The organism is Promicromonospora noduliphila, assembly GCF_056951025.1.
This window is the reverse complement of sequence record NZ_CM167806.1, coordinates 2,729,362-2,744,221: the sequence shown is the minus strand read 5'-3', so window position 1 is coordinate 2,744,221 and position 14,860 is coordinate 2,729,362. Positions and strand designations below refer to the sequence as shown.

11 protein-coding genes are annotated in these 14,860 nt (G+C 74.0%); 9 read left to right on the top strand and 2 right to left on the bottom strand.

Going from position 1 to position 14,860, the window contains the following annotated elements; all coding sequences use genetic code 11:
* The 8 genes from AC0QU1_RS11995 to AC0QU1_RS11960 all read left to right on the top strand — a co-directional run bounded on the left by AC0QU1_RS11995 (position 1) and on the right by AC0QU1_RS11960 (position 9,921).
* Complete coding sequence (locus tag AC0QU1_RS11995; RefSeq protein WP_483569575.1) at positions 1-795, top strand: ATP-binding cassette domain-containing protein; 795 nt, start codon at positions 1-3, stop codon at positions 793-795.
* On the top strand, positions 795-2,447 hold the full coding sequence (locus tag AC0QU1_RS11990) for an FAD-dependent oxidoreductase (RefSeq protein WP_483569574.1): 1,653 nt from the start codon (positions 795-797) through the stop codon (positions 2,445-2,447). Before AC0QU1_RS11995 ends, AC0QU1_RS11990 begins: the two co-directional genes overlap by 1 nt.
* On the top strand, positions 2,447-3,385 hold the full coding sequence (locus tag AC0QU1_RS11985) for a dihydrodipicolinate synthase family protein (RefSeq protein WP_483569573.1): 939 nt from the start codon (positions 2,447-2,449) through the stop codon (positions 3,383-3,385). The genes AC0QU1_RS11990 and AC0QU1_RS11985 overlap by 1 nt, the downstream gene beginning before the upstream one ends.
* Positions 3,386-3,463: 78 nt before the next feature.
* The gene (locus AC0QU1_RS11980; protein WP_483569572.1) at positions 3,464-5,377 is read left to right on the top strand and encodes a right-handed parallel beta-helix repeat-containing protein; all 1,914 of its coding nucleotides are present in this window, start codon (positions 3,464-3,466) and stop codon (positions 5,375-5,377) included.
* Between the two features lie 22 nt (positions 5,378-5,399).
* Positions 5,400-7,520 carry a fumarylacetoacetate hydrolase family protein gene (locus AC0QU1_RS11975; protein ID WP_483569571.1) on the top strand — a complete coding sequence of 707 codons (2,121 nt, stop codon included), beginning with the start codon at positions 5,400-5,402 and terminating at the stop codon, positions 7,518-7,520.
* Positions 7,517-9,079, top strand: a complete 1,563-nt coding sequence (locus tag AC0QU1_RS11970) for an arylsulfatase (protein ID WP_483569570.1) — start codon at positions 7,517-7,519, stop codon at positions 9,077-9,079. Before AC0QU1_RS11975 ends, AC0QU1_RS11970 begins: the two co-directional genes overlap by 4 nt.
* Before the next feature lie 420 nt (positions 9,080-9,499).
* Positions 9,500-9,703 carry a hypothetical protein gene (locus AC0QU1_RS11965; RefSeq protein WP_483569569.1) on the top strand — a complete coding sequence of 68 codons (204 nt, stop codon included), beginning with the start codon at positions 9,500-9,502 and terminating at the stop codon, positions 9,701-9,703.
* Positions 9,661-9,921, top strand: coding sequence for a hypothetical protein (locus tag AC0QU1_RS11960; RefSeq protein ID WP_483569568.1), 261 nt, complete (start codon positions 9,661-9,663; stop codon positions 9,919-9,921). Before AC0QU1_RS11965 ends, AC0QU1_RS11960 begins: the two co-directional genes overlap by 43 nt.
* A gap of 382 nt (positions 9,922-10,303) precedes the next feature.
* Here AC0QU1_RS11960 and AC0QU1_RS11955 read toward each other — a convergent pair whose 3' ends face one another.
* Together AC0QU1_RS11955 and AC0QU1_RS11950 are read right to left on the bottom strand one after the other, a co-directional pair.
* Entirely contained in the window at positions 10,304-11,254 is a 951-nt protein-coding gene (locus AC0QU1_RS11955; RefSeq protein WP_483569567.1) for a hypothetical protein, read from the bottom strand.
* A gap of 104 nt (positions 11,255-11,358) precedes the next feature.
* On the bottom strand, positions 11,359-12,162 hold the full coding sequence (locus AC0QU1_RS11950) for an SDR family NAD(P)-dependent oxidoreductase (protein ID WP_483576593.1): 804 nt from the start codon (positions 12,160-12,162) through the stop codon (positions 11,359-11,361).
* A gap of 168 nt (positions 12,163-12,330) precedes the next feature.
* Here AC0QU1_RS11950 and AC0QU1_RS11945 point away from each other — a divergent pair, with 168 nt between their 5' ends.
* The gene (locus AC0QU1_RS11945; RefSeq protein WP_483576592.1) at positions 12,331-14,856 is read left to right on the top strand and encodes a choice-of-anchor P family protein; all 2,526 of its coding nucleotides are present in this window, start codon (positions 12,331-12,333) and stop codon (positions 14,854-14,856) included.
* Positions 14,857-14,860 lie beyond the last annotated feature (4 nt).

Below are 14,860 nucleotides of genomic sequence, written 5' to 3'. Positions count from 1 at the left end.
GTGAGCGTGCTGGAGATCCGTGGCCTGCGCGTGGCGTTCGCCGGCCCACGCCGGTCGATCCGCGAGCCCCGCACCACGGTGCAGGCCGTCGACGGCGTGGACCTCGACGTCGGCGCACGCGAGACCGTGGCGCTGGTGGGCGAGTCGGGCTCGGGCAAGTCGACGGTGGCCCGCTGCGTGCTGGGGCTGGAGACGCCGCAGGAGGGCAGCATCACGTTCGAGGGCCGGCCGCTGGGGCCGCTGCGCAAGCGGTCGCCCGAGCTGCACCGCGCGGTGCAGATGGTGTTCCAGGACCCGGGCTCGTCGCTCAACCCGCGCATGACGGTGGGTACGACGATCCGGGAGGCGTGGCGCGTGCACCCGTCGGCGGCGCCCGCCGGGAACCAGCGCGAGGCGCTGGCGCGCGTGCTGGCCGACGTCGGGCTCGACGCGGGGGTGGCCGACCGGCGGCCGTCCGCGCTGTCGGGCGGGCAGAAGCAGCGCGTGAGCATCGCCCGGGCGCTCGCGCTGCGGCCGCGCCTGCTGGTGTGCGACGAGGCGGTCTCGGCGCTCGACGTCTCGGTGCAGTCGCAGATCCTGCGGCTGCTGGTGGACCTGCGGGACAAGCACGACCTGTCGGTCCTGTTCATCACGCACGACCTCGCGGTGGTGCGGCAGATCGCCGACCGGGTGGCCGTGATGCACCGCGGGGTGCTCGTCGAGGACACCTCGGCCGAACAGCTCTTCACCGCGCCGAGCCACCCCTACACGCAGGGTCTGCTGCGGGCGGCGCACGACCTGGAGGGAGTGGCTTGATGGGCGCTGAGGCGGGTAGCGGGGCGTTGGGCGGACGGGAGCTGGGGGCGGAGGTGCTGGTCGTGGGCGGCGGAGCGGGCGGGGTCGCCGCAGCGCTGGCCGCGCTGCGGCGGGGCCGCACGGTAGTGCTGACCGAGGAGACGGACTGGCTGGGCGGGCAGCTCAGCGCGCAGGGCGTGCCGCCGGACGAGCACCCGTGGATCGAGCAGTTCGGCTGCACCCGGTCCTACCGGGCGTTCCGCGAGGGGGTGCGGCAGTACTACCGCACGTGGTACCCGCTGACGCCGTCGGCCCGCCGGACGGTGGACCTGAACCCTGGCCTGGGGCGGGTGAGCCGGCTGTGCTACGAGCCGCGCGTCGCGGCGGCGGTGCTGGACGCGATGGTGGCCCCCTACCTCGCGGCGGGCCGGCTGCGGGTGCTGTTCGAGCACCGCCCGGTCGCCGCGCGGACCGACGGCGACCGGGTCACCGCCGTCACCCTGGAGGGGCCGGACGACGGCCCCGTGACGGTCACCGCGCCCTACGTGCTGGACGCCACGGAGCTCGGCGACCTGCTGCCGCTGGCCGGCGTCGAGCACGTCACGGGGTTCGAGTCGCAGGCCGAGACCGGCGAGCCCAGCGCGCCCGCGCAGGCGCAGCCCGACAACCAGCAGGCGTTCTCGTGGGTGTTCGCCGTCGAGCACCGCGAGGGTGAGGACCACACGGTGGACCGGCCGGAGGAGTACGCGTTCTGGCGCGACTTCCGGCCGGACTACTGGCCCGACCGGATGCTCAGCCTCACCGCCCCCGACCCGCGCACGCTGGAGCCGCTGGTGCGCACGTTCGTGCCGCACGGGCACAGCGGCCCCGTGGTGGCCGACCAGAGCGCCGACCCCGGCGACCGCGACCTGTGGGTGTTCCGCCGGGTGGTGGCGCGCGAGCAGTTCGAGGCGGGCTTCGCCGCGAGCGACGTCACGCTCGTCAACTGGCCCATGATCGACTACGTCGCCGGGCCGCTGGTCGGCCCGGCGGCGGACCCGGTGTCGGAGTCCGAGCGCGACAAGCACCTGGCGGGCGCCCGGCAGCAGTCGCTGAGCATGCTCTACTGGCTGCAGACCGAGGCCCCGCGGCCCGACGGCGGGACGGGCTGGCCGGGCCTGCGCCTGCGGCCCGACGTCATGGGCACCCGGGACGGGTTCGCCAAGACGCCGTACGTGCGCGAGTCGCGCCGCATCAGGGCCCGCACCACGGTGGTCGAGCAGGACCTGTCGCTGACGGTGCGCGGCGGCGCGGGCGCCGTGGCCTACCCCGACTCGGTGGGCGTCGGCATGTACCGGATCGACCTGCACCCGAGCACCGGCGGGGACAACTACCTGGACGTGCCGTCCAGCCCGTTCCAGATCCCGCTGGGCGCGCTGCTGCCGGTGCGGGTGGGCAACCTGCTCGCCGCGGGCAAGAACATCGGCACCACACACATCACCAACGGCTGCTACCGGCTGCACCCGGTGGAGTGGAACGCCGGGGAGGCGGCCGGGGCGCTCGCGGCGCACTGCCTGGAGCACGGGGTGGAGCCCGCGCAGGTGCACGGCGACCCCGCGCTGCTCGCGGCGTTCCAGGCCGAGCTGGTCACCGACGGCTTCGAGCTCGCCTGGCCGGAGATCAGGGGGTACTGATGCTGACCGGAACCCCGCTGCTGACCGGCGTCACCGTGCCGCTGGTGACCCCGATGGACCGCGAAGGCCGCCCCTCGGCCGAGCACGCGGGCCCCCTCCTGGACGCGCTGCACGCGCGCGGCGTGCGCACGCTGATGCTGCTCGGCAGCAACGGCGAGGGCCCGCTGGTGTCGGCGTCCGCCGTCGGCCCGTTCGTGGCGGGCGTGGTCGAGCGCTGGCGCGAGCTGGGCATCGCCGCCGGACGGCGGCACGGGCGGCAGTACGCGGGCATCGTCACCGTGAACGTGACGTCCGCCGGCACCCACGACGTCCTCGACCGGGCCGACGCCGCCGCGGCGGCCGGCGCGGACGCGCTGGTGCTCAGCCCGCCCATCTACTTCCGCCACCGCGCCGACGAGATCGTTTCCCACTACGCGGCGCTCGCCCGCGTGGGCCTGCCGGTCGTGGCCTACAACGCGCCCCGGTACAGCAACCCGATCACGCCGGACCTCGCCGACGCGCTGGCCGACCTGGACCACGTGGTGGGCATCAAGGACAGCTCGGGCGACCTCGACCTGCTGGAGCACCTGGTGGGGATCGCGGCGCGCCGGCCAGGCTTCGCCGTCGGACAGGGGGCAGAGCACCAGCTCGCGGCCGCCCTTGACCTGGGTGCGCACGGCATCGTGCCGGGCGTCGGCAACATCGCGCCCGGCCCGGCGCTCGCGCTGGTCGCCGCGCACCGCGTGGGCGACGCCGCCGAGGTGGCGCGGCTGCAGCGGGTGCTGACCGACCTGACGGGCCTGCACCGGGTGCGCCCGGGCACGCCGGCGATCAAGGCGGTGCTCGACCGGCGCGGGCTGTGCCCGCCGCACGTGGCGCCGCCGCTGCTCGCGTGCGACCCGGCCGAGCGGGCGGCGCTGGACGCCTTCGTCGCGCCGTTCGAGGAGCACCTCGTCTGAGCCCGCAGCTCTCACCCCCGTACGGCCCCAGCTCCGTACGGCGCAGCCCCCGTAAGGCTCAACGGAAGGAAAGCAACGATGCACCAGCCCGTGACCCGACGGAACATCCTCTGGACCGCCGGACTGGCCGGCCTGGCGACCGCCGCCGGCGCCGTGTCGACCTCCCCCGCCTCCGCCGCACCCCTGGCCTCCGACCCCGGCGACCCGCCGGAGCTCGCCGACCCCGCCCTCGCCACGCTGGACATCTCCGGCGCCACGACCCCGCAGGAGTTCGGCGCCGTCGCCGACGGCGTCAACGACGACACCGCCGCGATCCAGGCCGCCATCGACGCGCAGTTCGAGCGGCTCAGCAAGATCGTCTGGTTCCCGCCGGGCACCTACCGCATCACCGCGCCGCTGGTGGTGCGGGACACCGAGTTCACCGAGCCGATGAACCTGAACCGCATCACCCTGGCCGGCCAGGGCACCATGGGCGTGCGCACGTCGCTCATCTTCGTGGACTTCGACGGCACGGGCATCGAGATGCACGCCCCGCTGTGCGGCCTGCGCGGGCTGTCGTTCATCACGCGCACCAGGACGCCGAACTCGGTGGCCGTGCACACGGCCCGGACCAACAACACCGACGACATGGACGCCACGATCACCGAGTGCACGTTCGCCTCCTTCGACCGGGCGGTGGTGCACATCGGCCGCGGGCTGGTCTTCACCAACAACCTCGTGGCCATCTCGAACACCGCGCTGACCATCCAGTGGCCGACGGGCGGCACGGAGGGCGGCGACCTGCACCTGCTGCCCTACGGCATGCGCAAGTGGCTCATCGAGGGCAACCACTTCCACAGCATGGGCCAGTGCATAGCCGTCACGGGCGCGGAGAACGAGAACTTCCGCGGCGCGATCATCTCCAACAACCTGGTCGACATCGGCCGGCGGTTCTTCACCGGCGGCATCATCAACTCCTCGATCGTCGGGAACGTCATCGAGCACGCCTCCGGCCCCGCCGTCGACGTCACGGCGGGCGGCACCAACCTCACCATCACGGGCAACGTGATCGGCGGCGGCGGGGTGGAGCCGGGCGGGAACCGGCCGCCGAACGCGATCCTGTTCCGCGGTGTGGACGCGCACAACGTCACCATCACCGGCAACACGTTCAACTGGATCAACCTGGACCCCGTGGCGTTCGAGCAGTCGGTGTCCGAGATCACCATCTCGGCCAACTCGTTCGACAACTGGAACCTCGAGCGGAGCGTCATCCGGGCCGCGGTGCGGGTGAACGGGAACGCCGCGGGCCTCGCCATCATGGGCAACGCGTTCGGCAGCAACACCGTGGTCGCGAACCCGCCGGTGCGGGTGGTCGGCACCATGACCGGCACCACGATCAGCGGCAACATCCTCGGCCCCGAGTCCCCCGTCGTGGTGGCGGGCGCCGTGGGCGAGGGCTGCTACATCCAGCGGCGCAGCATCGGGGTCAACGAGCACGAGGTCACCTCGGCCAAGAACGGCGCGTCGATCATCCGGGCCACCGCCGCCGACGGGTACGCCGCCGGCGACGCCTACGGCAGCTTCGTGGCGGCGTCGGCCCAGGCGGCGGGTGCAGGCCCCGGCGTGAAGGGCGGCACACGGGTGGTGCCGGACGGCGACGCCGGCGGCGCCGTCGTCGAACTGCTGGCCGCCACGCCCGAGGCGAACGGCGTGGCCACCGTGCGGGTCGGGGCCGACGGCGTGATCCCCACCGCGGACAACGAGCGCGACCTCGGCTCGGCGGAGCTGCGGATGCGGACCGTGCACGCCCACGGCCTCCAGCTCGTCCCGATCTCGACGGCCGACCTGCCGGAGCCCGTGGCCGGTGGCATCGTGATGGTGCCCGATGCGCTCGGGCCGTTCCCCACGCTCGCCATCTCGGACGGCCGGCGCTGGTACCGGACGATCGTCGCCGGGTACCTGCTGCCCGACGGCTCGACGGTCGAGGTGCCCGGCGGCGAGGAGACGTCGTGACCCGTACCCGGAGAGGACATCCGTGAGGCTCGCCAGCTTCCTGGTCGCAGGCGCCGAGGCCTGGGGCGTCGTCGTGCGCGAGCCCGGCCCCGACGTCGAGTGGCTCGTCGAGCCCGCCCGCGCCGAGGCCGCACTCGCGGCGCACGCGGCCATCCCGTCCTCCGGCCCGGCCACTGCCCCGCGGTTCCTCGCGGGGCAGTGGCCGGGCACGCTGGCCGGCTTCCTCGCCCTGGACGACGCCGGCCTGGTGGCCCTCGCCCGGCTCGTCGCCGCCGTCGAGCGGTTCGCCGCGCAGACCGACGCGACGATCCTGCCGCGCGCGGGCCACCGCGTGGACGACGTCGAGCTGCTCGCCCCGGTCCCCCGGCCACGCCTGTGCTGGGGGCTGGTCACCAACTCGCCGTCGTTCGTGCGCAACAAGCCGGGCGTGCCGCTGGTGAACCTGTTCCCGCTGGGCCACCAGCGGCCGCAGGGCGCGGTGGTGGGCCACGGCGCGCCCGTGGTGATGCGGCACGACAACCACCTGCCGACCATGGCCTACAACGTCGAGCTCGGGGTGGTGATGGGCCGCGGCGGGCGGTACATCCCGGTCGAGCGGGCCATGGAGCACGTGGCGGGCTACACCGTGGTGGACGACGTGTCCGGCACCCACTACTACTCCGCCGTCCCGGGCAACGCGGGGAACGGCTACTCGCTCCCGCCCGGCTACGGCGACTGGCTGTACCAGGCCACGGCCTCGTGGGGCGGCAAGAAGGCCGACACCCTGTGCCCCATAGGCCCGTACCTGGTCACCAAGGACGAGGTGGGCGACCCGTACAACCTGCTGATGTGGACCCACCAGTCGGGCCGCACGCGCGACCGCGCGCACAGCGGAGCCACGATGCTGGGCATCGAGCGGGTGATCGCCTGGTACTCGTCGTTCGCGTCGCTGCACCCGGGCGACGTGATCCACTTCGGCACCATGGGCGTCGACGGCCTGCCCGTCACCCCCGACCAGATCGCGGCGGGCACCTGGCTGGAGGCGGAGATCGAGTCCGTCGGCGCGCTGGCCAACCCCGTGGTCGTGCCGGACGGCGGCCCGGACGGCGGCTCGGGCCCGCTGGACCTGACCCGGCACTCCTCGTGGGCCGTGCGCGAGCTCGCGCTGCACGAGCGCCGCAGGCCCGGCACCACCGCCATCGCGGAGCCCGAGGACTGGACCGTCGCGGGCGCCCGGCACTTCTGGACCGCCTTCGGCAACGGCGCCCCGGCGGACGGCGCCGACCCGGACGGGCTGCCGCGGCTCGCCGTCCCGCGGTTCCTGAACGGGCCGGCGACGGCGCTGTCGGCGGGGACGGTGGACGGAGTGTTCGAGGGGGCTGATGGCACCGGCGGCCCCGCCGTGCTGATCCCGCCGCGGGCCACGGACCTGGTCATCGCCGTGGAGCTCGCGTTCGTGGTGCGGCGGCTGGCCTCCGACGTGTCGGACCCGCGGGTCTCCTCGGCGTCCGACACGTGGGCCAGCGGGACGGCCTCGGCCTCCGGCGCGTCGCCGGGCGGCGATCTGCCGGGCGGCGATCTTGTGCTCGGGTACACGCCCCTGGTGTCCGTGTGCGACCAGTCGTTCCGCGAAGTGGTAGCCGAACCCGCCCGGCCCGGCGAGCGCGGCATCGGCGCGGTGTACGGGCGGTGGGCGGACGGCTTCAACGTGGTGCTGCCCGCGCCCCGGCCGCTGGCGCCCGTCGCCGGGCTCGCCGATCCCGGCGGCTGGGCCGGGCGGGAGATGTGGCTGCGGGTGGTCGGGGCCGGTGGGGGTCTGGCGGTCGCGGGCGGGTCCTCGGGCTCGGCCGGGGCCGTCCGGGCCGAGACGCGCGGCTCGACGTCCGACTATGTCGCCGGGCCCGGCGAGCTCCTGGCGACGGTCTCCCGCATGATCACCCTGTTCCCCGGGGACGTGGTGACGCTCGGCGCGACGCCGGCCCGGCTGCGCGTGACCCGCGAGCAGTACGCCGCGGGCCTGGAGGTCGCGGCAGGCATCGAGGGCCTCGGCACGGTCCGGGCGCGCCTTGCCCCGGACGACAGCTCCCCCGTGTCAGACCTGCGGAGCGCCCCGGCGACCCGTCCGTCTGACGCGCCGGCCAGAAGTGGGCGGGGATCGGAATGACCCGCAGCCCCGACGTGCTGGTCGTGCTCGCCGACGACCTCGGCTTCTCCGACGTCGCCTCGTTCGGCGGCGAGATCGACACCCCCGCCCTGGACCGGCTCGCGCGGCGCGGCGTGCGGATGAGCTCCTTCTACGTCGCGCCCCGCTGCAGCCCCTCGCGGGCCGCCCTCCTCACGGGCCGGCACCCGCACGAGGTCGGCGTCGGCGTGCTCACCTCCGACGACCGCCCGCACGGGTACCGCGGCTCCCTCGACCCCGCCGCGCCGACGCTCGCCGAGCGGCTGCGCGCCGTCGGCTACACGACGGCGCTCGCGGGCAAGTGGCACCTGTCGTCGCAGACGGCGGAGCCGGACGACACGTGGCCCACGCGCCGCGGCTTCGACGAGTTCTACGGCGTGCTGCCCGGCGCCGCCAGCTACTACACCCCGCCGCTGGTGGACGGCGAGGAGCGGCTCGCGCCGTCGGCCACGGCGGGCGACTACTACCTGACCGACGACCTGACGCGGTACGCGCGGGACTTCGTCGCGCGGGCGCACCGCGGCGGGCAGCCGTGGTTCCTGTATCTCGCCTACACCGCGCCGCACTGGCCGCTGCACGCGCGCGAGGCCGACGTCGCGAAGTACCGCGAGCGCTACCTCGCCGGCTGGGACCGGCTGCGCGAGCGCCGGCTGGCCCAGCAGCACCGGCTCGGCCTGGACACGGCCGCCGTCCTGCCGGAGCGCGACCCGCGCGTGCCCGCGTGGGCGGAGACCGCGGACCCCGCGTGGGAGGCCGAGCGGATGGCGGTCTACGCGGCGCAGGTCGAGGCCATGGACCGGGGGCTGGGCACGCTGCTCGACCAGCTCGAGGCGCAGGGCACGCTCGACGACACACTCGTGGTGTTCTGCTCGGACAACGGGGCGTGCGCCGAGGAGCTGCCGCCGCCGTCCGGCCGCCTGCCCGCCGCCGTCTCCCCGCCGACGACGCGCGACGGGCGACCGGTCCGGGTGGGCAACTCCCCCGACGTCGTGCCGGGGCCCGAGGACACGTTCGCGAGCTACGGCCGGTCGTGGGCGCACCTGTCGAACACGCCGTTCCGGCTGTACAAGCGGTGGGTGCACGAGGGCGGGATCGCGTCGCCGCTGATCGCGTCGTGGCCGTCCGGCGGCGTGCCGGCCGGGAGCCGGACGGCCGGGCCGGGCCACATCGTCGACGTCGCGCCGACCGTGCTGCGCGCCGTGGGCGGCGACGCCGAGGGCATGGCCGGCGTGAGCATGCTCGACCAGTGGCGGGGCGGGACCGCCGTCGAGCGGCCGCTGTTCTGGGAGCACCTCGGGAACGCGGCGGTGCGGTACGGCCGGTGGAAGCTGGTGCGCGAGGCGGGGCAACCGTGGGAGCTGTACGACATCGAGGCCGACCGCGGCGAGACGCACGACGTCGCCGCCGAGCACGCCGACGTCGTCGCGCGGCTGGAGCACTGCTGGGACGCGTGGGCGCGGTCGGCGGGGGTGATCGACTGGGACCTGCTGCTGGAGTACTACCGGACGCGGGGGCTGGAGCGGTCGGTGGTGCCGGACTGAAGTGGGGCTGGCCTGGGCCTGTCCGCCATGGCTGGTTGGCCGGGTGGAGGCAGGTCGCTCACTTCACTCACCGAGGTCGGCAGTGTGCTGGTGCCCTGCGGCGAGGTCGGCACTCTGCTGACGGCCTGCCGCGAAATCGACAGTCTCCTGCCGCCAGGCCGGCAGTCTCCTGATGACCCGCAACGAGATCGGCAGTGTGCTGGCAGCTTGCCTCGGGGTCGGCAGTCTCCTGGTGGTCGCGCCACCAGATCGGCAGTTGGCATCGAGATCGGTTCAGTGCTGGACCGATCTCGATGCCAACTGCCGACCTCGTGATGCCGCCTCAGCAAGTGACCGATCTCCGGGGCGTGCGCCGGGCCCTCGCGGCGGCCCCCGAAGACCCCGGCCACCACTGCACTCCGAAGTGCGACACTTTCCCGCATGCGTGACGACCAGTGGGCCCAGCAACGAGCGGAGGCGGTCCGCGTGCAGGCCGAGCGGCTGGCGGCCCGCCAGGACGCCGAGCGCGTCCGGGCCGAGGCGATGCTCCGCGACTTCGTGGCCGCCGCGAGCGCCGCCGGCCTCGCCCCGAGGAGCTCCGGGTGCGCGGGTACGGCGGACGCGGCACGGCACGCACCGGGCTGAAGGGCTGGTACCTGCGCCTGGACCGCACTGCAGGGGTCAGCACGGACGGGGAGTTCTACGTGCTCACGGCGCCGGTCGGCCTGCTCGACCGGGTGCGCGGTGTCCGGCCGCTTCCCAGCCGCCCGCCGCTCACCCTCGGCGCGGGCGGCAAGGACGGCGAGTCCGTCCCCCTGGCCGACGCCCTCCGCCGTCTGCTACCGACCTGGCGCCCGAACTAGCCCGCCGAACCGCAAGCTAGCCACCTCCAGGAGCGCCGAACCGCAAGTTCGACGTCGGCGCGGACGCCGAGCCGCAGCCTGTGTGCGCTCCGGGTGGCTGACCCACGTGCAACTCGCGGTTGGGCCGCCTGGGATGCGTGTAACTTGCGGTTCGAGGCCCGAACCGCAAGTTGGTCACCTGACCAGCCGCCGAACCGAAGGTTAGCCACCTCGGCGGCCGCCGAACCGAAGGTTCCTCGTCAGTCCCGGCGCCGATCGACCAGTTCCCTGCGGTTCGACGCCGGGACTGACGAGGATGTTGCGGTTCGGCGCCCCGACCGACGACCTAGTTGCGGTTCGGCGCCGTCGTCCATCGGTTCGGGGCGCCCAAGGAACACTCCCGTCACGTCCCCGTCAGCAGCCGTTCCCGCCGGGCCGTCAGCTCCGTGAGCCGTGCCTCCAGCCCCGCCGCCCGCTCGTCGACGCCCTGGTGCACCCGACCGACCGCGCCGAGGGCGTCGCGCACCCGGTCGCGGGCCTCGTTGATCCGGTTCATGACCGACCAGTCGCTGAAGATGTTGTCGAACCAGACGTCGAACGTCCCGACCAGGCCGTCGGTCTCGATGCCGCCGACGCCGGCGTGGCCCAGGTCGCCGAGCTCCCGCGTGAGCGCGCGCAGCGCCTCGTCGGCGGTCCGCATCAGCTCGACGGCGTGGTCCATCTTCTCGCGCTTCATCAGGTCGGACATGAATCCGCCGCCGCCGAACGTGTCGTACATGGCCCAGTTGCTCGCGTCGTCCAGGTGCTGCAGCGCGTCGGACAGCGCCTCGCCCGCCCGCTGGGCCGCTGCGCTCACCTCGCGCAGCTCGGCCAGCTCGCCGCGGGCCGTGCCCACCTGGGTCGCGAGCTGGGTGAGCTCCGTGGCGCCGTCGGCCCCGGACCCGACCACCCAGGCCTCCTTGGCCGCGAGCGCGGCGTCGCGCCGGGCGACGACGTCGCCGAGCCGGTCCAGGTCCGCGCGCAGCGCCGCGTGCGCGCGCCGGGCGCTGTCCGCAGCGGCCTGGGCGGAGGCCACGCGGTACTCGGCGGCCCGCTGCTCGGCCCGCTCGGCGGCGAGCCGCTCGTCGCGGTCGCCGCGCAGGGTCGCCCAGATCAGCGTGGGGCTGAAGTCCTCCAGCCGCTGGACGTCCGCGACCTCACCCTCCAGCACCTCGGTGGCCTTGACCAGGTCCACTTCCGCGGCGTCGAGCGCCGCCCGGGCCACGCCGAGGCGGCCGGTGAGCCGCGTGTGCTCGAACACCGCCTGCTGCGCGGCCTCCAGCTCGGCCTGGACCCGCTGTGCTTCCTCCGTCATGCCGCTCAGGGTAGGACGGCGCAGGTCACGAGCGGTACGAAAGAGGCGCCGCCGTCAGCCCGCCGAGCGGCCCCGCCGCCGTCGGCCAAGCCGCCCCGCCGCCGTCACCCAGCCGAGCGGCCCAGGTCCTCCCACCGCCGCCACGCGGCCAGGCGCTCCTCGGTGGCGGGCAGCACGGCGTCGGCGGCGAGGTCGCCCAGCAGGATCCGCAGCGGCGGATCGTCCGCGTCGACGACGGCGAGCACCACGCGGGCGACTTCGGCGGGCGACGACGAGCCGGGCGGGTGCCACGAGGCGGCGCGGAGCGCGTCGTACGCCGGAAGCTGTGCGGCGCGCACCGCCGACTCGCCGCGCCACGCGGTGTCCACGGGGCCCGGCTCGACGAGGGTCACCCGGAGGCCGAACCCGGCCACCTCCTGCGCGAGCGCCTCGGACAGCCCTTCCAGCGCCCACTTCGACGCGCTGTAGCCGCCGAGACCCGGCCATGCGGCGACGCCGCTGGAGCTGGACACCTGCACCACGTGCCCCGACCCCTGCGCCCGCAGCACCGGCAGCGCCGCCTGGGTCACGTGCAGCACGCCGAGCAGGTTGACCTCGAGCTGCGCGCGGAGCTGGTCCGGCGTGATCTCCTCGACCGTGCCGAACAGCCCGTAGCCCGCGTTGTTCACCACGACGTCGATCCGGCCGAGCCGGTCCACCGCCGTCCGCACCGCGGCACCGGCCTGGGCCGGGTCGGTCACGTCGAGGCGCAGCGGCACGACGGCGTCGCCGCGCTCGGCCACCAGGTCGTCCAGCGCGGCGACGTCGCGCGCCGTCGCCGCCACCCGGTCGCCGCGCTCCAGGGCCGCCGTGACGATCGCGCGGCCCAGCCCGCGGCCCGCACCGGTCACGAACCAGGTCCGCATCATGGCAGTCATCGTGCCAGGCCGGACCGCTGGCCGCCGTCCTCCGATTCGGGCATGCCCGAAAGGCCTGGCACGCCCCGTGACCAGCGCCGACCATGAGTATCCGGTCAGTCACGCATCCAGGGGGACGCGACGACGCGCCCCCGCCACGTATCCGCGCTAGGGGGCGCCATGGCAACGGCAGCACCGAGCACCAAGCGAGTACTCCGACAGCTCATCGCGTTCGCCGCAGTGGCGGGCGTGACGCTGTCGACGTCGGCCACGAGCGCAGCGGGCGCCGACGAACCGGGGCCGGCGTCCGGCCCGCCGCCGTCGAGCGCGGGCGACGCGCCACCCGGCTGGCGCACGTTCGACTCGTACGAGGACGCCGTCGCCGCCGGACCGAGCCGCACGCTCGAGGAGGCGGCGGCGGTGCAGGAGAACTCGACGAACATCGCGGAGCCCACCATCCTGCCCGAAGGGCTGGAGGACAGGGCCGCGCGGCCGAGGACCATGGCCGCCGACGAGGAGTGGTGGTGGGACGACGAGGACACCTACGACGTCGCGCCCGGTGAGCTGCCCGAGCCCGGCGAGTTCGACCTGGACTCCTGCGAGGAGGAGTTTCCGAACGACCGTGGCACGCCGTTGTACAAGAACCGCTATGCGATGTGCTGGGAGGCGGACATCGCGTTCGAGCACAAGGTCGGCAGCGGAGTGATCGCGACCATGTGGTTCGACCTGACACTGGTCGGATGGGGCGAACGCGACCGCCTCTGGAACAGGTTCCAGTGGCGGATCTCGAACCCGCGGCCGGTAGGTCCGGTGGACCCGACGGCACTCATGACGCTCGACATGGTGTGCGACGGGCAGGGACAGGCCTCCTGCGAGAACGACGACGCGCAAGGACCGGTGACGAAGCCCCTCGCCGAGTGGGCAAGCCTGGAGTGGGTCTACAACGAGAACTTCTTCATGGGCGACTCCTTGCCCAGCGGGGGCACGCCACCCTTCCACGAGGACGACCTCGTCAGCTTCCTCTCCGCTCGATTCATCGCGTCCGGCGCGGACTACACCGCCGACATCGAGGTCACCTACCGATGCGACAGCGCGTCGTACCTGCCGGCGAGCGAGAGCGGCGGCTGCATCTTCGACGACATCCATCCCGTCCACTACATCGACCTGGAGGACGAGGCGATCAAGGAGGAGGCCTTCCACATCTTCGAGGCCTTCACCAAGCCGCACCTCATCAACCCGGATCCGGCGGGCCGCATCATCCCAGGGAACGCCAACGAGCGGCCCCGCCAGAGCCTGAGTCGGATGCGGCCCGAGTACGAACAGGAGCGGTACAGGCGCAACCACGACGTCGCGGTGGCAACCTGCCTGGAGGTCGACCCCGACTACGCCAGCAAACGGATGGACTGCGACGAGTACCCGTACCGGAGCACATTCCAGGGCGCAGCCCTGAGAAACTACGACGAGGACACGGAGTACAGCTACTCGGCCAGGGCGCTCAACCGGAGCCACAACCGGTCGGCCGGCGCGAAGCTCGGCGTCTGGTACTCGTTCGACCGGATCCTGCACGGTGACCGGTTCTGGGTCCAGGTCGGCTGCGGCCCTCAGGCACTGCCCTGCGGCGGCGACATCCCCGACGTGCCGGGTACCGGCAACACGCCCCCACGCGTCGACGCCGGCCCCGACGTCACCGGCGCGGAGGGCGCGCCGATCACGCTCTCGGGCACCGTAACCGACCCGGACGACACGCCGACCATCGCCTGGTCGGTAGCCCCCGGGCCCGGCGTCGACCCGGGCGCGACCTGCACCTTCGGCAACCCCGCCGCGCCCAGCACCACGGTCACCTGTACCGACGACGGCCCGTTCACGGTCACCCTCACCGCCGACGACGCGCACGGCGCACCCTCCCCGGTCAGCGACAGAGCCACGGTGACGGTCGCCAACGTCGCGCCCGCGGCGCAGATCACGGCGCCGACGCCGGGCCAGCTCATCAACGCCCGGCAGCCCGCCCCGGTGAACGTGACCTTCACCGACCCGGGCACCAACGACACGCACACCTGCCGGGTCGACTACGGCGACGGCGACGAGCCGGTCACGGGAACCGTCGCCCAGCGGCCCGGCGGCGGGAGCTGCACCGCGGAGCACGTCTACGGCTTCGACGGGCTCGGACCGCGCACCATCACGGCAACGATCACCGACGACGACGGCGGGGCCGACAGCAAGTCCGTCGACGTCGTGGTCTACGTGCCGGGCGCCGGGTACGCGATAGCGGCGACGGGCCTGCTGGAGGTGGACCGCACCCCCGACGTCCGCTGCCCGCCGGACGACGAGCAGTCGACGGCGACCCTGAACACGCTCGTGGGCCGCGTCGGCGCGCTGAACGTGAGCTGCACCGTCAGCACCACCACCGGCCGCACCGAGGTCGAGACCAGCGTCGCCGACGTGACCCTGCTCAACGGGCTCGTGCGGATCACCGACATCCAGAGCACCTGCACCGCCGACGCCAGCGGGATCGAGCGCAGCTCGCTGGTCGGCACCATCAACGGCATTCCCATCGGCTCCGGCTCCGGCTCCCTGTCGGTGCTGGGCCTGGCGGAGGTGGCCTACAACGAGAGCACCACCGACGCCGAGGGCCGCCTGGTGCAGAACGCGATCCGGGTGCGCGCGGCGGGTCAGGAGGTGGTGGTCGGCAACTGCCGGCTCGGCTAGCCAG